Genomic DNA, 17451 nt, shown 5'->3' with positions numbered 1-17451 from the left:
TCGGGATGTGCAGGCTTAGACCAGCACGCGCTCAATGCCGCCCGCATTGGCGGCGCTCACGTACTCGGGCATCCAGGCTTCACCCAGGATGTGTTTGGCCATTTCGACCACGATGTAGTCGGCTTCGAGCAGGCCGTTTTTCATGTCGTCGCCATACCGAGACAGGCCCTGCAGGCAGCTGGGGCAACTGGTCAGCACTTTGACGTTGGCTTGCGGGGCCAAAGCGCCGCTGGCACGCAAGGCGGCCTCGCCCTTGAGCAGCTCTTCTTCCTTGCGGAAACGCACCTGCGTGGAGATGTCCGGACGGGTAACCCCCAAAGTGCCCGATTCGCCGCAGCAGCGGTCAGACTTGAGCACCTGGTCGCCCAGCAAACCCTTGACGGTTTTCATCGGGTCTTGCTGTTTCATCGGGCTGTGGCAAGGGTCGTGGTACAGATAGGCCCCGCCCGCGTCGAGCTTCATGCCTTTTTCCAGCAAGAACTCGTGGATGTCGATGATGCGGCAGCCGGGGAAGATCTTGTCGAACTGGTAGCCCTGCAGCTGGTCGTAGCAGGTGCCGCAGCTCACCACCACCGTCTTGATATCCAGGTAGTTGAGCGTGTTGGCCACGCGGTGGAACAGCACGCGGTTGTCGGTGATGATCTTCTCGGCCTTGTCGAACTGCCCCGAACCCTTTTGCGGGTAGCCACAGCACAGGTAGCCCGGTGGCAACACGGTCTGCACGCCCACATGCCAGAGCATGGCCTGCGTGGCCAGGCCCACCTGGCTGAAGAGGCGCTCGGAGCCGCAACCGGGGAAGTAAAACACCGCTTCCGACTCCGAAGTGGTGGCCTTCGGGTTGCGGATGATGGGCACGTAGTCGTTGTCTTCGATGTCCAGCAGCGCGCGTGCCGTCTTCTTGGGCAGGTTACCCGGCATCTTTTTGTTGATGAAGTGAATCACCTGCTCTTTGATGGGCGCGGCACCCACGGTGGCGGGTGGTGCGCTGGTTTGCTTGCGGGCCACGCCCTTGAGCAAACCGGCCACAAAGCGCTGGGCCTTCATGCCCACGCCCACCATGGCAGCGCGTGCCAGCTTGATGGTTTCGGGGTTGGTGGCATTCAACATGAACATGGCCGCAGCATTGCCGGGGCGGAAGCTCTTTTGCCCCATCTTGCGCAACAGGTTGCGCATGTTCATCGACACATCGCCAAAATCGATGTTCACCGGACAAGGCGTCAGGCACTTGTGGCACACGGTGCAGTGGTCGGCCACGTCTTCAAACTCTTGCCAGTGTTTGACCGAGATGCCCCGGCGGGTCTGCTCTTCGTACAAAAAGGCCTCAACCAGCAAGGAGGTCGCCAAAATCTTGTTGCGTGGGCTGTACAGCAAATTGGCACGTGGCACGTGGGTGGAGCACACCGGCTTGCACTTGCCGCAGCGCAAGCAGTCTTTCACGCTGGCGGCAATCTCGCCAATGTCCGACTGCTGCATGATCAGCGACTCATGGCCCATCAAGCCAAAGCTGGGGGTGTAGGCGTGCGTCAGGTCGGCGGCGTGCACATCGTCGCCCAGACCCGTGAGGGCCGCGCCGCGCAGCAGCTTGCCCTTGTTGAAGCGGCCTTGCGGGTCCACCTTGGCCTTGTAGGCGGTGAAATTGGCCAGCTCGGCGTCGGTCAAAAACTCCAGCTTGGTGATGCCAATGCCGTGCTCGCCCGAGATCACCCCGTCCAGGCTGCGGGCCAGCACCATGATGCGGGCTACCGCCTCGTGCGCGGTTTGCAGCATCTCGTAGTTGTCGGAGTTGACCGGGATGTTGGTGTGCACATTGCCGTCACCGGCGTGCATGTGCAGCGCCACCCACACGCGGCCTTTGAGCACGCGCTGGTGAATGGCATTGACCTCGTTCAGGATTGGCAAAAAGGCCGAGCCGGAGAAGATGTTCTGGAAAGCCGGGCGGATTTGCGTCTTCCAGCTGGCGCGCAGGGTGTGGTCTTGCAGCTGGGGGAACAAGGCATCGACATCGGTCAACCAGCCTTGCCACTGCGCCTGCACCTCGCGCACCACCGCCAGGGCTTGCGCCACGCGGTCTTCGAGCAATTCGGCCGAAGCGATCTCGTTGGCGTCGTCCTGTTTGCCCAGGGGCAAGTTGCCCTTTTCCAGAAAATCTTCCAGTTCGCGGCAGAGCTTGAGCTTGTTGCGCAGGGAGAGCTCGATGTTGATGCGCTCGATGCCATCGGTGTATTCGGCCATGCGCGGCAAAGGGATCACCACGTCTTCGTTGACCTTGAAGGCGTTGGTGTGGCGCGAGATGGCCGCGGTCTTTTTGCGGTCGAGCCAGAACTTCTTGCGCGCCTCAGGGCTGATGGCGATGAAGCCTTCGCCGCTGCGCGAGTTGGCGATGCGCACGATTTCCGACGTCGCTTTGGCCACGTCGTCGGCGTTGTCACCCGCGATGTCGCCGATCAGCACCATTTTGGGGAAGCCGCCACGCTTGGATTTGGTGGAGTAACCCACCGCGCGCAGGTAACGGTCGTCCAGGTGCTCCAAGCCAGCCATCACGGTGCCGGTGCGCTTTTGCTCGGCGAACATGAAGTCTTTGATCTCGACGATGCTCGGCACGGCGTTGCGGGCATGGCCAAAGAACTCCAGGCACACGGTACGGGTGTGGGTTGGCATGCGGTGCACCACCCAGCGGGCGCTGGTGATGAGACCATCGCAGCCTTCTTTTTGCACGCCGGGCAGGCCGCTCAAGAACTTGTCTGTCACGTCCTTGCCCAGGCCTTCCTTACGGAAGGTTTTGCCCGGGATCACCAGGGTTTCGGTGCGGATCGGGGTTTTGCCGTCGGCTTTGAAGTAGCGCAGCTCAAAAGTGGCGACTTCGGCGTCGTGGATCTTGCCCATGTTGTGGTCCATGCGCACCACATCCAGCCATTCGGCGTCGGGCGTGACCATGCGCCAGCTGGCCAGGTTGTCGAGCGCCGTGCCCCACAGCACCGCTTTTTTGCCACCCGCATTCATGGCGATGTTGCCGCCAATGCAGGAGGCTTCGGCAGACGTCGGGTCCACCGCAAAGACAAAACCGCCACGCTCGGCCGCATCGGCCACGCGCTGGGTCACCACACCCGCTTCGGTCCAGATGGTCGGGATCTTGTGCGCGATACCGGGCAGGTCGACCATTTCGACCTCGGTCATGGCTTCGAGCTTTTCGGTGTTGATGACCGCGCTCTTCCAGGTCAGCGGGATCGCGCCGCCCGTGTAGCCCGTGCCGCCGCCACGGGGCACGATGGTCAGGCCCAGATCGATACAACCCTTGACCAGCCCCGCCATCTCGGTCTCGGTATCGGGCGTCAGCACCACAAAGGGGTATTCCACGCGCCAGTCGGTCGCGTCGGTCACGTGGCTGACACGCGAGAGGCCATCGAACTTGATGTTGTCCTTGGCCGTCAGGCGCCCCAGGGTCTTTTGCACCTGGCTGCGCAGTTTGGCCATGCGGGTGAAGCGTTCGCTGAACTGCGTCACGGCCTGGGTGGCCATGGCGAGCAGCTGGCCCACCAGGGCGTCACGGGCGGCGTCCACACTCGGGGTGCGGCGCTTTTGCACCTCGCCCAGGCGGTGGTGCAAGGCCTCGACCAGCAGTTTGCGGCGGGCGGGGTTGTCCAGCAGGTCGTCCTGCAAATAGGGGTTGCGCTCGACCACCCAGATGTCGCCCAGCACTTCGTACAGCATGCGGGCCGAGCGGCCTGTGCCGCGCTCCTGGCGCAGCTGGTTCAACAGATCCCAGGCGGGCTCCCCCAGCAAGCGCACCACGATTTCACGGTCAGAAAAGCTGGTGTAGTTGTAAGGGATCTCGCGCAGACGCGGCGCATCGGCGTCGGCCTGCATCAAATGTTGGAGCGTGGTGGGTGCATTCATGGGGTGGCGCGGTCACATGCGTTGGTCAAAACGCGTTCAGCCAGACCAGGACAAAGGCGTCAACCCGGCTGATGCTGAATGTTACCGCAGTGCAACAATCACGCGCCGGGGGTGGGGACACCTGTCTCCCAAGGGTCTGCACTCATGGAAAGTCCGGGTTGTCACCCCTTATTCACCCCGTTTTAATACTTCTGTCATCTTCAAAAGGCACAGTCCACGTGCATCCATGACCTTTCGAAGGGTCGTTTTCCGCGTTCAAAGCCAATTTTTCAGGAACTGCCATGAAACTCAAACTCACCCTGTCCGCCCTGACCCTGGGCCTGGCCAGCTTGTCGGCCCAGGCCCAAACCGAAATCCAGTGGTGGCACTCCATGGGGGGTGCCCTGGGCGAATGGGTCAACGACCTCGCCAAGGACTTCAACGCCAGCCAGAAAGACTACAAAATCGTGCCCACCTTCAAGGGCAGCTACGACGAGTCCATGACCGCCGCCATCGCCGCCTACCGGGCGGGCAATGCGCCCCACATCCTGCAGGTGTTTGAAGTGGGCACCGCCACCATGATGGCCAGCAAGGGCGCCATCGTGCCCGTGGGCAAGGTCATGCAGGACGCAGGCCTCAAGTTCGACCAAAACGCCTATGTGCCTGCCGTGGCCGGTTACTACACCGCCCCCAATGGCCAAATGCTGAGCTTCCCTTTCAACAGCTCCACCCCGGTCTTCCACTACAACAAGGACGCCTTCAAGGCCGCTGGCCTGGACGCCGAAAAGCCGCCGACCACCTGGCCTGAAGTGGCGCTGGCCGCCGCCAAGCTCAAAGCCAGCGGCCACAAGTGCCCCTTCACCACGAGCTGGATCAGCTGGACGCAGCTCGAAAGCTTCTCGGCCTGGCACAACACCGAATTCGCCACCAAGGGCAACGGCATGCGCGGCATGGACGCCCGCCTGTCCTTCAACACCCCGCTGCACGTGCGCCACATTGAAAACCTGGCCAACATGGCCAAACAGGGCCTGTTTGTCTACAAAGGCCGTGGCAACGCGGCCGACGCCACCTTTGTGTCGGGCGAATGCGCCATGGCCACCGGTTCCTCGGCGCTCTATGGCAGCGTGGTGCGCAACGGCAAATTCGGCTACGGCATCGGCACCCTGCCCTACTACCCCGATGTGAACGGTGCCCCACAAAACACCGTGATCGGTGGCGCGAGCCTGTGGGTCATGAGCGGCAAGAAAGCCCCTGAGTACAAAGGCGTGGCGCAATTCTTCGCCCACCTGTCCAAAGACAGCGTGGCCGCCGCCAGCCACCAGCGCACCGGCTACCTGCCCGTGACCAAGTCTTCGTTTGAAGTGACCGAGAAGTCGGGTTTCTACAAAAAGAACCCTGGCACCGATGTGTCGGTGACGCAGATGATCCGAAAAACCACCGACAAGTCACGCGGCGTGCGCCTGGGCAACTTTGTGCAAATCCGCACCATCATTGACGAGGAACTCGAAGGCGTATGGAGCGGCAAAAAGCAGCCCAAAGAGGCCCTGGACATCGCCATCAAGCGGGGCAACGAACAGCTCGAACGCTTCGAAAAAGCCAACAAGTGATGTGCCTGGCCGCCCTCTGAAGCGGCGGGCCTTTTAAAAAGCAGGGGCAGCGCCTCTGCTTTTGTGCATTTTGGCGTGAGACTTCACACCCCGGCTTTGCAAAGAACCTATGGAAAAACGCGTCCGTTTCAAATCCCGCTGGCTGCCCTGGCTGCTGATTGCGCCACAGCTGAGCATCGTGCTGGTCTTCTTTTTCTGGCCCGCCGGGCAAGCGCTGTACCAAAGCGTGCTGCAGGAAGATGCCTTTGGCGCCTCGCGTGAATTTGTGGGCTTGGAGAACTTTTCTCGCCTGTGGAACGACAGCGGCTACCTGGACTCGTTCAAAACCACCGCCGTGTTTTCCCTTCTGGTGGCGGTGACTGGCCTGTCGGTGTCGCTGCTGCTGGCCGTGATGGCCGACCGGGTTGGGCGCGGCGCGGGCCTGTACAAAACCCTGCTGATCTGGCCCTATGCGGTGGCCCCGGTGGTGACAGGCGTGCTGTGGCTGTTCATGTTCGCCTCGCCCATGGGCGTGGTTGGTTACGCGCTCAGGGCCGTGGGCATCGACTGGAACCACCTGCTCAACCCCAACCATGCCATGGCGCTGATCGTGATGGCGGCGGTCTGGAAGCAGATTTCCTACAACTTCCTGTTCTTTCTGGCTGGGCTGCAGTCCATTCCCAAATCGCTCATCGAGGCGGCGGCCATCGACGGGGCCAGCCCCTGGAAGCGCTTTTGGACCATCGTATTCCCGCTCCTGTCGCCTACCACCTTCTTTTTGCTAGTGATCAACATCGTCTACGCCTTCTTTGACACCTTCGCCATCGTGGACGCGACCACGCACGGCGGCCCCGGCAAGGACACGGCCATTTTGGTCTACAAGGTGTATTACGACGGCTTCAAGGCGCTGGACATGGGCAGTTCAGCCGCGCAGTCGGTGGTGCTGATGGTGATCGTGGTCTCGCTCACGGTCTTGCAGTTCAAATTTGTCGAGAAGAAAGTGCAGTACTGATGTTGCACCCACACATTCCCTTGGGAGGGCTGTCATGATCGAACGACGCCCCGGTCTGCAAATTTTGCGGCATGTCATTTTGCTCATCGGTGTGGCCATCGTGGCCTTTCCGCTGTACCTGACTTTCATCGGCTCCACCCAAACCGCCCAGCAGATCAACCAGAGCGTACCCATGTCGCTGTTGCCGGGCAGCCACTTTTGGGAGACCTACCGCCTGACCCTGTTTGGCGGCCCCAATTCGCAAGGCAGCCCCCTGCCCGCCATGTGGCCCATGATGCAGATGAGCCTGATCAGCGCCTTGGGCATCGCCATTGGCAAGATCGCGATCTCGCTGTTGTCGGCCTTTGCCATCGTGTATTTCCGCTTCCCGCTGCGCAACCTGGTGTTCTGGATGATTTTTGTCACCCTGATGCTGCCGGTCGAAGTGCGGATCAGCCCCACTTACGAAGTGGTGGCGGGCCTGGGCCTGCTCAACAGTTTTGCGGGCCTGACGGTGCCCCTGATCGCCTCGGCCACGGCCACCTTTTTGTTCCGGCAGTTTTTCCTGACCATCCCCGACGAGCTGGTCGAGGCCGCCCGCATGGACGGGGCTGGGCCGATGCGCTTTTTCAAAGACGTGTTGCTGCCCTTGTCGGCCACCAACATCGCGGCGCTGTTTGTCATCCAGTTCATCTACGGCTGGAACCAGTACCTGTGGCCGCTGCTGGTGACCACCAGCGAAGACATGTACCCGGTGGTGCTGGGCATCAAGCGCCTGATTTCTGGTGAGTCCTGGACCGAGTGGAACGTGGTCATGGCCGCCGCCATCCTGGCCATGCTGCCCCCGGCGCTGGTCGTGATCCTGATGCAAAAATGGTTCGTCAAGGGCCTTGTAGACACGGAGAAATAAATACGCCGGGGACAGACCGCTGCGAAGCGGCGCTCTGTCCTCGTCTGATCAAAGAATTTATGGCTGCCATTACCCTCTCTCACATCCTCAAAACCTATGGCGCGGGCGCCAAGGCCAACACCGTCATCCACGACCTGAACGCCAGCATTGCCGATGGCGAATTCGTGGTCATCGTCGGGCCCTCGGGCTGTGGCAAGTCCACCCTGCTGCGCATGGTGGCGGGCCTCGAAGACATCTCGGGCGGCACCATCTCGATTGGCGAACGGGTGGTGAACGACCTGGAGCCCGCCGAGCGCGACATCGCCATGGTGTTCCAGAACTACGCGCTCTACCCGCACATGAGCGTGTTCGACAACATGGCCTATGGCCTGAAGATCGCCAAACGACCGATTGAAGAAATCAAGGCACGCGTAGACAAGGCGGCGGGCATCCTCGAGTTGAGCCAGCTGCTGCAACGCAAACCCCGCGAACTGTCCGGTGGCCAGCGCCAGCGCGTGGCCATGGGCCGGGCCATCGTGCGCCAGCCGCAGGTGTTTTTGTTTGACGAGCCGCTGTCCAACCTCGACGCCAAGCTGCGCGCCCAGACCCGTCTGGAGATTCAAAAACTGCACCGCGAACTCGGCATCACCAGCCTGTTTGTGACGCACGACCAGGTGGAAGCCATGACCCTGGCCCAACGCATGATCGTCATGAACGGTGGCCACATGGAGCAGTTCGGCACGCCCGAAGAGGTCTACAACCGCCCGGCCAGCACCTTTGTGGCCAGCTTCATCGGCTCACCGCCCATGAACCTGCTCAAGCGCGCACCGGGCACACCAGCCGGACACATCCTGGGCATCCGGCCCGAGCACCTGGACATCACGCCCACGCCGGGCGAAGGGGGCTGGACCTTGACCGCCGACACGGTGGAACTGCTGGGTGCCGAGCGCCTGGTGCACGCCCGGCTGGGCGATGAAATCCTGACGCTGCGGCTGGACGAATCGGTGGTGCCGCCGCAAGCGGGCCAAAGCTTTCACGCCACGCCCCGCGCCGACCGCCTGCACTGGTTTGACGCGCAAACCCAAAAACGCATCGCCTGAACATGCCCATGTCCCCACACTGGCCCTACCCGCGCTGGATCGCCCACCGGGGCGCAGGCAAGCTGGCCCCAGAAAACACCCTGGCCGCCTTCCGCATGGGGGCCGAACACGGTTACCGCATGTTCGAGTGCGACGCCAAGCTCAGTGCCGACGGTGTGGTGTTCTTGATGCACGACGCCACGCTGGAGCGCACCACCAATGGCCAAGGCATCGGTGGCGACCTGCTCTGGCAAGCCTTGTCGCAACTCGACGCGGGCAGCTGGCATTCACGCCGCTTTGCGGGCGAAGCCTTGCCCACGCTCGAGGCGCTGGCACGGTTTTGCCTGGCCAACCGCTACCTGCTGAACATCGAGATCAAACCCACACCGGGCACCGAAGCGGCCACAGGCGAAGCCGTGGCGCGTCTGGCCGCCCGGCTGTGGGCGGGGGCCGAAGTGCCGCCGCTCTTGACCTCGTTCAAACCCGAAGCCTTGGCCGCCGCACAGCAAGCAGCGCCCGAGCTGCCCCGCGGCCTGCTGGTCGACACGCTGTGGCAAGGCTGGCTGGAGAAAGCTTTGGCGCTCGATGCGGTGGCCGTGGTGGCCAACTACGCGCTGTGGGACGCCACCACCGTGGCCCGTGTGCATGTGGCAGGACTCAAATGCCTGAGCTACACCGTCAACGACGACTGGGCCGTCCAACACCTGCTGGCGCTCGGCACCGACGGCATCATCACCGACCGGGTGGACCTGTTCAGCCCGGATTGAATCCATCGAGCTTGGCGCCCGATTTCTGAACCACCGCCGCCCAAAAACGCCTGTCCAGCCCCCCCACCTTGCCCGGCTTGAAGCACTGAGCGGCCTGCGGAATGCTCTCGGGCAGCGGCTGCATGGCCATGCGTGCCATCTACCGGGAAACTCATCGCCAAAATCTGCGGCCAAAGCACTATTGTTCAGCGACAGGCCCAGCCCCGGTGCATCAGCCATTCGAGCGTGGCGGCCACAAGCACCAAGGCAATGTAGGTGCTCATCTTCCCGTCCTGGCCATGCAGCCATAAACCGGCGACCAACACCAGTACGCCGCCCACCGCTTGGACCGCCATATGGCGGCGCATTGGCCTCGGACCGGCGCCCATCATCCAGCGACCGGCCCAAGGCATGAAAAGGGCCATGGCCAAGGCGGGCAACACAAAACCCCACAGGTGCAGCACCAACAAGCCAAACGTCATGAAACCTCGATGTCTTCGGGTGACCCTGCCCGTGTGGCAGTCCAAACCCGGCAAATTGTGCCTTGAAAGTCTCGTCAAGCTCCAGGTCCACGCATTGTGTCAAGCAAAGTTGACACGTCGTGCCTATAATGACCTTTATGGCTGTCTGGACCCTGGGTTTGAACCACACGACTGCGCCGCTGGATCTGCGCGGTCGGTTTGCGTTCGCCGTGGACAAACTGGTGCCCACCCTGCAAGGCCTGCGGCGCGATCTGGCCGACCGGATTTCGCAAGAACCTGAAGCCGCCATCCTGTCGACCTGCAACCGCACCGAAATCTATTGCGCTGCCGACCAGGCCGCCACCAACGACACCCTGCGCTGGCTGGCCCAAACCGGCGGGGTGAGCGCCTCCGAATTGCACGCCCACACTTACTTGCTGGAAGGCAATGAAGCGGCTCGCCACGCCTTTCGCGTGGCCAGCGGTCTCGACTCCATGGTGCTCGGCGAAGCCCAAATTCTGGGCCAACTCAAGGACGCCGTGCGGGCTGCAGAGCAGGCGGGCGCATTGGGCAGCACCCTGAACCAATTGTTCCAGCGCAGTTTTGCCGTGGCCAAAGAGGTGCGCAGCGCCACCGAAATCGGTGCCCACTCGATCAGCATGGCCGCTGCTTCGGTGCGACTGGCCAGCCAGTTGTTCGAAGACCTCAAGGACATCCGCGTGCTGTTTGTTGGTGCGGGGGAAATGATCGAGTTGGTAGCCACCCACTTTGCAGCCAAACAGCCCAAGGCCATGGCCATCGCCAACCGCAGCCTGGACCGGGGCGAACTGCTGGCCAACCGTTTCGGGGCCGAAGTCATGCGCCTGGCCGATTTGCCCGAGCGCCTGCACGAGTTCGATGCGGTCATCAGCTGCACCGCCAGCACCTTGCCGCTGATCGGCTTAGGTGCGGTCGAGCGGGCCCTGAAAAAACGCAAATACCGCCCCATGTTCATGGTCGACCTGGCCGTGCCGCGTGACATCGAGCCGGAAGTCAAGTCGCTCGAAGACGTCTACCTCTACACCGTGGATGACCTGGCCAGCGTGGTGCAGGCGGGCCAGGCGCATCGCCAGGCCGCTGTGGCCGAGGCCGAAATCATCATCGATGCCGGGGTGCAAAGTTTCAACCACTGGCTGGGCCAGCGTGACACCGTCCCGCTGATTCAGCAACTGCAAACCCAGGCCGATGCCTGGCGCGAAGCCGAGCTGGGCCGTGCCCGCAAGCTGCTGGCCCGGGGCGACGACCCGATCGCCGTGATGGAGGCCCTGTCCAAAGGTCTGACGCAAAAAATGCTGCATGGCGCTTTGGCCGAATTGCGCGGCGCAGACCCGGAACACCGCGAGCAAACCATGCACACCGTGCAGCGCGTTTTCTTGCGCAAAGAGCGTTAGCGACTGAACTTGTAGGTCGGCGCTTGAGCGCCGACAAAATCCCGGCGCACCTGCGTGCACTGCCCGTCGGCGCTGACGCTCCGATCTACAAAAATTTGGTCGCATGAAACCCTTTCTCATCCAGCAACTCGAACGATATGCGCTGCGGCTGACCGAGCTGGACTTTTTGCTGTCCCGCGAAGACATCATGGCCGACATGACGCAGTTCCTGAAGCTCTCGCGGGAACATGCCGAAGTCAGCGCCGTGGCCTCGCGCTTTGCCCGCTTTCAGCAGCGCAGCGCCGATCTGGCCGCCGCGCAAGCCATGCTGGACGATGCCGACCTGCGCGAGATGGCCGAAGAAGAAGTGGCCAGCGCCAGCGCCGAGCTGCAAACACTGGAAGCGGAGTTGCAGCGCATGCTGCTGCCCAAAGACCCGGACGACGCACGCCCGGCGTTTGTCGAAATCCGCGCCGGCACTGGCGGTGACGAGTCGGCCCTGTTTGCCGCCGATTTGCTGCGCATGTACACACGCTATGCCGAAAGCCAGGGCTGGCGGTGCGAGATCGTCTCGGAATCGGTGAGTGAGCTTGGCGGCTACAAGGAAGTCGTGGTGCGCATCGAGGGCGACCAGGTGTATGGCGCGCTCAAGTTCGAGTCGGGCGGTCACCGGGTGCAGCGCGTGCCCGCCACCGAAACCCAAGGCCGCATCCACACCAGCGCCTGCACCGTGGCGGTGCTGGCCGAGCCGGACGAAGCCGAGGCGATCAAGATCAACCCGTCGGACCTGCGCATCGACACCTTCCGCGCCAGCGGTGCGGGCGGTCAGCACATCAACAAAACCGACTCGGCCGTGCGCATCACTCACTTGCCCACCGGCATCGTGGCCGAATGCCAGGACGGCCGCAGCCAGCACAGCAACAAGGCGCAAGCCCTCAAGGTGCTGACGGCCCGCATCCAGGAAAAAGACCGGGCCGAGCGCGCCGCCAAGGACGCGGCCGAACGCAAGAGCCTGATCGGCAGCGGCGACCGCTCGGACCGCATCCGCACCTACAACTTTCCGCAGGGGCGCCTGACCGACCACCGCATCAACCTGACTTTGTACAAGCTGCTCACCATCATGGAAGGCGACCTGCAAGACGTGGTCCATGCCTTGCAAAGCTACGAAGCTGCCGAGCAGCTGGCCGCACTGGAAATCGGAGCCACCGCCTGATGCCCACAGCCGTTACCGTGGCCGAGTGCCTGCGCCAAGCCCAAACCCATGGATTGGCCCGGGTGGACGCGCAGATCTTGCTGCTGCACAGCCTGCAGCGCCCGCTGCACGACCGCGCCTGGCTGCTGGCCCATGATGGCGACACCTTGACTGCAGCGCAAACAGCCACCTGGAAAGACGCCCAGCAACGCCGCCTGGGTGGCGAACCCGTGGCCTACATCACCGGGCACAAAGATTTTTTTGGGCTGACACTGGCCGTGGACGCCCGTGTGCTGGACCCGCGCCCCGACACCGAAACCCTGGTGGAGTGGGCTTTCGCTTGCCTGCCTGAATCCGCGCCTGCATCCTCTGCCTCAAAAGGCTCGCTCCACATTCTGGACCTGGGCACCGGCAGTGGCGCGGTGGCCTTGGCACTGCAACACGCCCGGCCCGAAGCCACGGTGTGGGCCGTGGACGCCAGCGAAGACGCCCTGGCCGTGGCCCGCGCCAATGCCGCCCGCTTGCGGCTGGGCGTGCAATTCATCGCCAGCGACTGGCTGAGCGATGTAGATGTTCAGCGCACGGGCCGTTTTGACCTCATCGTCTCCAACCCGCCCTATGTGGCCGAAAACGACCCGCACCTGGCCGCCCTGACCCACGAACCTTTGAGCGCCCTGACCAGTGGCGCGGACGGCCTGGAAGACATCCGCCGCATCATCGCCCAGGCCCCGGCCTATCTGGCCCCGGGCGGCTGGCTACTGCTCGAGCATGGCTGGGACCAGGCTGCCGCGGTACAAGCCTTGCTGAACGCTGCAGGTTTTACCCAGGTGCAATCGCGTCAGGATCTGGCGGGAATACAACGCTGCACCGGAGGGTGTTGGCATTCAGAGGGATAATTCATCCCATTCGAAACGGCCCCATTTGGAGGAAAGACCATGAGCGATACCCAGCAACGCATCGACGAACTCGTCAAAGGCAACGACATCACCCTGTTCATGAAGGGCAGCGCCAGCTTCCCGATGTGCGGTTTTTCCGGCCGCGCCATCCAGATCCTGAAGGCCTGTGGCGTCGACCCCAAGACGGTCAAGACCGTGAACGTGTTGGACGATGCCGAAATCCGCCAAGGCATCAAGGAATACAGCAACTGGCCCACCATTCCCCAGCTCTACATCAAGGGCGAATTCATTGGCGGCTCGGACATCATGATGGACATGTACGAGTCGGGCGAGTTGCAACAGGTCATCAACGGCCAGGCCTGAAACGGACCTTTGGGGGCCGAGCCATTCAGCCACCAGGGCATCACCGTGGGCCGTAAAATCGGCCCGCCACCATGAAAAAAGCCAGTCGTCAGACTGGCTTTTTGCTTGGGGCTGGACCGGGTTCAGCGGAACTTGGACTGAGGCACCACTTTCATGTCGCCTTCCAAGGAACCAATGTAGTTGGCCATGGCCTTGAGTTCGGCATTGGTAAATTGTTTGGCAATGCCACCCATGACGCCATTGTTGCGGCCCCAGGTCGACTGGTTTTCCACTTTGTAAGACTTGAGCGCGACAAACAGGAAGTCTTTGTGCTGTCCTGCAATCTTGGGGTAGCTGGGGTCTACAGGCTTGGCGAAATTGTCGCCATGGCAGGAGATGCAAGCGCCCTTTTGCAGCAAGGCAGCCACTTTGGCATCGGGCGTCTTGGGGGCAGCGGACACCGGCTCTGTCTTGCCATGCAGCTCGTAGTAAGCCCCCAGATCGGCCATGTCCTGCTCGCTCAGGCTGTCGGCGATGCCGCGCATGGTGGGGTGCTTGCGCTCGCCTTTTTTGTAGGCATTGAGGGCCGACACGATGTATTTGGCGTTTTGACCCGAAATCATGGGCACGCGATACACCTCGGGAAAGCTGGCTTGGTAGCCCTTGATACCGTGGCAGCCGATGCACATGGCAATCTTTTGCTCAGCGGCTTTGGCGTCACCCTTGACTTCCTGGGCTTGAACGGAAACAGCGGTCACAGAGGCGACAGCCAAGGCAAACATCGAGGTCAACAGCTTGTTCATTTTGCTTACACAATCCAAATGATTGATAAAAATCAACTGCTGATTATATCGGGCTGGCCCTCATAATCCTGACAAGCTTCATTCCTGTTTTTGAGAACTGTCCGCCATGAAATTTCAAGGTACCGAAAACTACGTCGCCACGCAGGATCTGATGCTGGCCGTCAATGCCGCCATCACCCTCAAACGCCCCCTTTTGGTAAAAGGCGAGCCCGGCACCGGCAAGACCATGCTGGCCGAGGAAGTCTCTCAAGCTTTGGGCCTGCCGCTGCTGCAGTGGCACATCAAGTCGACCACCAAAGCCCAGCAAGGCCTGTACGAATACGATGCCGTGAGCCGTCTGCGCGACAGCCAACTGGGCGACGAAAAGGTCAAGGACATCGAGAACTACATCATCAAGGGCGTCCTCTGGCAGGCCTTCACCTCCGAAACGCCTGTGGCCATCCTGATCGACGAGATCGACAAGGCCGACATCGAATTCCCGAACGACCTGCTGCGCGAAATCGACCGCATGGAGTTTTATTGCTACGAGACGCGCCAGCTGATCAAGGCCAAAACCCGCCCACTGGTGTTCATCACTTCCAACAACGAAAAAGAGCTGCCCGATGCCTTCCTGCGCCGCTGCTTTTTCCACTACATCAAGTTCCCCGAAGCGGACACCATGCGCCAGATCGTGGATGTGCACTTCCCGACACTCAAGAAAGACCTGCTGGCTCTGGCTCTCAAGACCTTTTACGACGTGCGCGGCCTGCCCGGTCTGAAGAAAAAGCCCTCCACCAGCGAACTGCTGGACTGGCTGAAATTGCTGGTGGCCGAAGACATCCCGCTCGAAGCCCTGCAAAGCGCTGACCAGAAGGTCTCGGTGCCGCCCCTGGTGGGTGCCCTGCTCAAGAACGAGCAGGACGTGACCTTGTTTGAAAAGCTGGTCTTCATGAACCAGCGCAACCGCTGAGCCACGGCCATGTCCTCACCCAACCCCTTTGTGGAAGGCATTTCCGACGCGGTCGGTTTCGTGGGCGGCTCTTTGGCGGGTTATTGGGCAGGCCAATTTCTCGGCTGGAACATCTTCAGCGCGGGTTATGACAGCGCCAGCATGGGCGGCATCTTGCTGGTCGGTCTGGGTGGTGGCGCAGGCCTGCACCTGGCCCGCTTCTGGCGTGCCCGACAAAAAGCCAAAGACACAGACGAGCCCACATGAGCCACTGGATCGCGCCCACCACGCTGTCAGGCCAACACGTGCGCCTGGAGCCACTGTCGATGGCACACCACGACGACCTGCTTGATGCTGTGCGAGATGGCGAACTTTGGCAACTTTGGTACACGGCCATTCCATCACCCGAAGGCATGGCAGCTGAAATCGAGCGCCGTCTGAATTTGCAGGCTGCAGGCAGCATGTGCCCCTTTGCCGTGATCGCCCCCGCATCGGGCCGCGCCGTGGGCATGACCACCTACATGAACATCGATGCAAGCCACCGCCGCGTCGAGATCGGCTCCACCTGGTACCGCCACAGCGTGCAGCGCACCCCGCTCAATACCCAAGCCAAGCGCTTGCTGCTGGCCCATGCCTTTGAGCACTTGAACTGCATCGCGGTGGAATTTCGCACGCACTTCTTCAATCACGCCAGCCGCCGCGCCATCGAGCGCCTCGGTGCCAAACTCGACGGTGTGCTGCGCAGCCACCAGATCAACCCGCACCCGATGGCCGTGGGCAACCTGCGGGACACCTGCGTGTACAGCATCATTGCCAACGAATGGCCCAATGTGCGCGTCCACCTCGACTTCCAGTTGAGCCGCGCCAGACCCCAGGAGCCCAGCGCATGCTGATCGACTTCTTCTACACCCTGCGTGCCGCCAAACTGCCGGTCTCCGTGCGCGAATATCTGACGCTGCTCGAAGCCCTGCAGGCCAATGTGGTGGGCCCTGCGTCAGACGCCTGCAGCATCGACGACTTTTATCACCTGGCACGCACGGTGATGGTCAAGGACGAAAAGCACTTCGACAAGTTCGACAAGGCTTTCGGCGCTTACTTCAAGGGCGTGGAGATGCTGACCGACTTCACCAAGGAAGTCCCGCTAGAGTGGCTGGAAAAAATCCTGCAAAAAGAGCTCACGCCCGAGCAAAAAGCCGCCATCGAGAAGATGGGCTGGGACGAACTGATGGAGACGCTCAAAAAGCGCCTCGAGGAGCAAAAAGAACGCCACGAAGGTGGCAACAAGTGGATTGGCACGGGCGGCACCTCGCCGTTTGGCAACGGCGGCTACAACCCGCAGGGTATCCGCATTGGCGGCAAGGGCGGCAACAAGAGCGCCGTCAAGGTCTGGGACCAACGCGCTTACAAGGACTACGACGACAGCCAGGAGCTGGGTACACGCAACATCAAGGTGGCGCTGCGCCGCCTGCGCCGCTTTGCGCGGGAAGGTTCGCAAGAAGAGCTGGACCTGGACGGCACCATCCGCAAAACCGCGGCCAACGCCGGCTACCTGGACATCCTGATGCGCCCGGAGCGCCACAACAACGTGAAAGTGCTGCTGCTTATGGACGTGGGCGGTACCATGGACGAGCACATTGCACGGGTTGAGGAAATGTTTTCGGCGGTCAAGGCCGAGTTCAAGCACCTGGACTTTTATTACTTCCACAACTGCGTCTATGACTTCATGTGGAAGAACAACAAGCGCCGCTACGCCGAGAAGTTCCCGACCTGGGACATCTTGCGCAAGTACAACAAGGACTACAAGCTGATATTCATCGGGGACGCCACCATGAGCCCCTATGAAATCCTGCAAAAAGGCGGCAGCGTCGAATACAACAACGAGGAAGCCGGGGCCGAGTGGCTGCAGCGGCTGACGCACACCTTCCCCAAATTCGCCTGGATCAACCCCGAGCCGCAAGGCGTGTGGCAATACCGCCAAAGCATCTCGATCATTCAGCAGCTGATGAGCAACCGCATGTTCCCGCTGACCCTCAAAGGGCTGGAGGATGCGATGCGTCTGTTGAGCAAGTGAGTGGCAGGCGCTGCGGCGCCTGTATGACTTGCAAAATCAGGGCGCCCGCCAACCATCAATGTCGTTCTGCCAAGCGGTGCAAGCGCATCGCCGATCTTGCATCCCTCGCTGAACTGCCTCGGTTGAGTGCGGCCAGGAACACTCCGCATGCGGCGAGGAATACCTGCCTGGCTCCTGCGTCCTTA

The 17451-nt window shown here is 61.7% G+C and carries 17 protein-coding genes; 13 read left to right on the top strand and 4 right to left on the bottom strand.

The window, feature by feature from the left end; genetic code table 11:
* Positions 1 to 15: 15 nt before the first annotated feature.
* Positions 16 to 3894 (bottom strand): DUF3683 domain-containing protein, encoded by a 3879-nt coding sequence (locus ACHEXL_RS01960; protein ID WP_416560382.1) that lies wholly within the window; start codon positions 3892 to 3894, stop codon positions 16 to 18.
* A gap of 281 nt (positions 3895 to 4175) precedes the next feature.
* Here ACHEXL_RS01960 and ugpB point away from each other — a divergent pair, with 281 nt between their 5' ends.
* From ugpB to ugpQ, 5 genes are all read left to right on the top strand, one after another.
* The gene (gene ugpB, locus ACHEXL_RS01955; RefSeq protein WP_291923829.1) at positions 4176 to 5480 is read left to right on the top strand and encodes a sn-glycerol-3-phosphate ABC transporter substrate-binding protein UgpB; all 1305 of its coding nucleotides are present in this window, start codon (positions 4176 to 4178) and stop codon (positions 5478 to 5480) included.
* Between the two features lie 109 nt (positions 5481 to 5589).
* Positions 5590 to 6471, top strand: coding sequence for a sn-glycerol-3-phosphate ABC transporter permease UgpA (ugpA, locus tag ACHEXL_RS01950; protein WP_416560381.1), 882 nt, complete (start codon positions 5590 to 5592; stop codon positions 6469 to 6471).
* Positions 6472 to 6505: 34 nt separating this feature from the next.
* Positions 6506 to 7360: a sn-glycerol-3-phosphate ABC transporter permease UgpE gene (gene ugpE, locus ACHEXL_RS01945; RefSeq protein WP_416560380.1), complete on the top strand. Its 855-nt coding sequence runs from the start codon at positions 6506 to 6508 to the stop codon at positions 7358 to 7360.
* Between the two features lie 59 nt (positions 7361 to 7419).
* Positions 7420 to 8439 carry a sn-glycerol-3-phosphate import ATP-binding protein UgpC gene (locus ACHEXL_RS01940; protein ID WP_416560379.1) on the top strand — a complete coding sequence of 340 codons (1020 nt, stop codon included), beginning with the start codon at positions 7420 to 7422 and terminating at the stop codon, positions 8437 to 8439.
* Positions 8440 to 8447: 8 nt separating this feature from the next.
* Positions 8448 to 9185 (top strand): glycerophosphodiester phosphodiesterase, encoded by a 738-nt coding sequence (gene ugpQ / locus ACHEXL_RS01935; RefSeq protein ID WP_416560378.1) that lies wholly within the window; start codon positions 8448 to 8450, stop codon positions 9183 to 9185.
* Here ugpQ and ACHEXL_RS01930 read toward each other — a convergent pair.
* Positions 9172 to 9324 carry a hypothetical protein gene (locus ACHEXL_RS01930; RefSeq protein ID WP_416560377.1) on the bottom strand — a complete coding sequence of 51 codons (153 nt, stop codon included), beginning with the start codon at positions 9322 to 9324 and terminating at the stop codon, positions 9172 to 9174. The genes ugpQ and ACHEXL_RS01930 overlap by 14 nt on opposite strands.
* Before the next feature lie 46 nt (positions 9325 to 9370).
* Complete coding sequence (locus ACHEXL_RS01925) at positions 9371 to 9646, bottom strand: hypothetical protein (protein ID WP_416560376.1); 276 nt, start codon at positions 9644 to 9646, stop codon at positions 9371 to 9373.
* Between the two features lie 137 nt (positions 9647 to 9783).
* Here ACHEXL_RS01925 and hemA point away from each other — a divergent pair, with 137 nt between their 5' ends.
* The 4 genes from hemA (at position 9784) to grxD (ending at position 13485) form a co-directional block, all read left to right on the top strand.
* On the top strand, positions 9784 to 11055 hold the full coding sequence (gene hemA, locus ACHEXL_RS01920; RefSeq protein ID WP_416560375.1) for a glutamyl-tRNA reductase: 1272 nt from the start codon (positions 9784 to 9786) through the stop codon (positions 11053 to 11055).
* A gap of 103 nt (positions 11056 to 11158) precedes the next feature.
* Complete coding sequence (prfA, locus tag ACHEXL_RS01915; protein ID WP_416560374.1) at positions 11159 to 12247, top strand: peptide chain release factor 1; 1089 nt, start codon at positions 11159 to 11161, stop codon at positions 12245 to 12247.
* The gene (gene prmC / locus ACHEXL_RS01910; RefSeq protein ID WP_416560373.1) at positions 12247 to 13122 is read left to right on the top strand and encodes a peptide chain release factor N(5)-glutamine methyltransferase; all 876 of its coding nucleotides are present in this window, start codon (positions 12247 to 12249) and stop codon (positions 13120 to 13122) included. Before prfA ends, prmC begins: the two co-directional genes overlap by 1 nt.
* Before the next feature lie 39 nt (positions 13123 to 13161).
* On the top strand, positions 13162 to 13485 hold the full coding sequence (grxD, locus tag ACHEXL_RS01905; protein WP_108427560.1) for a Grx4 family monothiol glutaredoxin: 324 nt from the start codon (positions 13162 to 13164) through the stop codon (positions 13483 to 13485).
* Between the two features lie 122 nt (positions 13486 to 13607).
* On the opposite strand, the gene ACHEXL_RS01900 is transcribed toward grxD, so the two are convergent.
* Positions 13608 to 14267, bottom strand: coding sequence for a c-type cytochrome (locus tag ACHEXL_RS01900; RefSeq protein WP_416560372.1), 660 nt, complete (start codon positions 14265 to 14267; stop codon positions 13608 to 13610).
* Between the two features lie 106 nt (positions 14268 to 14373).
* On the opposite strand from ACHEXL_RS01900, the gene ACHEXL_RS01895 reads away from it, so the two are divergent.
* Genes ACHEXL_RS01895 through ACHEXL_RS01880 form a run of 4 tightly spaced genes read left to right on the top strand, consistent with a single transcriptional unit; the run spans position 14374 to position 17266 of the window.
* Positions 14374 to 15216 (top strand): AAA family ATPase, encoded by an 843-nt coding sequence (locus ACHEXL_RS01895; protein ID WP_416560371.1) that lies wholly within the window; start codon positions 14374 to 14376, stop codon positions 15214 to 15216.
* Positions 15217 to 15225: 9 nt separating this feature from the next.
* The gene (locus ACHEXL_RS01890) at positions 15226 to 15462 is read left to right on the top strand and encodes a hypothetical protein (RefSeq protein WP_291923851.1); all 237 of its coding nucleotides are present in this window, start codon (positions 15226 to 15228) and stop codon (positions 15460 to 15462) included.
* Positions 15459 to 16088 (top strand): GNAT family N-acetyltransferase, encoded by a 630-nt coding sequence (locus ACHEXL_RS01885; RefSeq protein ID WP_416560370.1) that lies wholly within the window; start codon positions 15459 to 15461, stop codon positions 16086 to 16088. The genes ACHEXL_RS01890 and ACHEXL_RS01885 overlap by 4 nt, the downstream gene beginning before the upstream one ends.
* Entirely contained in the window at positions 16082 to 17266 is a 1185-nt protein-coding gene (locus tag ACHEXL_RS01880; protein ID WP_416560369.1) for a vWA domain-containing protein, read from the top strand. Before ACHEXL_RS01885 ends, ACHEXL_RS01880 begins: the two co-directional genes overlap by 7 nt.
* Positions 17267 to 17451 lie beyond the last annotated feature (185 nt).

The sequence above is a fragment of the Limnohabitans sp. YIMB22184 genome, from assembly GCF_048020265.1.
Taxonomy (GTDB): domain Bacteria; phylum Pseudomonadota; class Gammaproteobacteria; order Burkholderiales; family Burkholderiaceae_C; genus Limnohabitans_A.
Note: the sequence above shows the minus strand (reverse complement) of the source record. Positions and strands in the feature narration are given on the sequence as shown.

Bases quoted from the DNA above. Each gene is read 5' to 3' on its own strand.
- ACHEXL_RS01960 (WP_416560382.1), bottom strand. From the start codon at position 3,894: ATGAATGCACCCACCACGCTCCAACATTTGATGCAGGCCGACGCCGAT.
- ugpB (WP_291923829.1), top strand. From the start codon at position 4,176: ATGAAACTCAAACTCACCCTGTCCGCCCTGACCCTGGGCCTGGCCAGC.
- ugpA (WP_416560381.1), top strand. From the start codon at position 5,590: ATGGAAAAACGCGTCCGTTTCAAATCCCGCTGGCTGCCCTGGCTGCTG.
- ugpE (WP_416560380.1), top strand. From the start codon at position 6,506: ATGATCGAACGACGCCCCGGTCTGCAAATTTTGCGGCATGTCATTTTG.
- ACHEXL_RS01940 (WP_416560379.1), top strand. From the start codon at position 7,420: ATGGCTGCCATTACCCTCTCTCACATCCTCAAAACCTATGGCGCGGGC.
- ugpQ (WP_416560378.1), top strand. From the start codon at position 8,448: ATGTCCCCACACTGGCCCTACCCGCGCTGGATCGCCCACCGGGGCGCA.
- ACHEXL_RS01930 (WP_416560377.1), bottom strand. From the start codon at position 9,324: ATGGCACGCATGGCCATGCAGCCGCTGCCCGAGAGCATTCCGCAGGCC.
- ACHEXL_RS01925 (WP_416560376.1), bottom strand. From the start codon at position 9,646: ATGACGTTTGGCTTGTTGGTGCTGCACCTGTGGGGTTTTGTGTTGCCC.
- hemA (WP_416560375.1), top strand. From the start codon at position 9,784: ATGGCTGTCTGGACCCTGGGTTTGAACCACACGACTGCGCCGCTGGAT.
- prfA (WP_416560374.1), top strand. From the start codon at position 11,159: ATGAAACCCTTTCTCATCCAGCAACTCGAACGATATGCGCTGCGGCTG.
- prmC (WP_416560373.1), top strand. From the start codon at position 12,247: ATGCCCACAGCCGTTACCGTGGCCGAGTGCCTGCGCCAAGCCCAAACC.
- grxD (WP_108427560.1), top strand. From the start codon at position 13,162: ATGAGCGATACCCAGCAACGCATCGACGAACTCGTCAAAGGCAACGAC.
- ACHEXL_RS01900 (WP_416560372.1), bottom strand. From the start codon at position 14,267: ATGAACAAGCTGTTGACCTCGATGTTTGCCTTGGCTGTCGCCTCTGTG.
- ACHEXL_RS01895 (WP_416560371.1), top strand. From the start codon at position 14,374: ATGAAATTTCAAGGTACCGAAAACTACGTCGCCACGCAGGATCTGATG.
- ACHEXL_RS01890 (WP_291923851.1), top strand. From the start codon at position 15,226: ATGTCCTCACCCAACCCCTTTGTGGAAGGCATTTCCGACGCGGTCGGT.
- ACHEXL_RS01885 (WP_416560370.1), top strand. From the start codon at position 15,459: ATGAGCCACTGGATCGCGCCCACCACGCTGTCAGGCCAACACGTGCGC.
- ACHEXL_RS01880 (WP_416560369.1), top strand. From the start codon at position 16,082: ATGCTGATCGACTTCTTCTACACCCTGCGTGCCGCCAAACTGCCGGTC.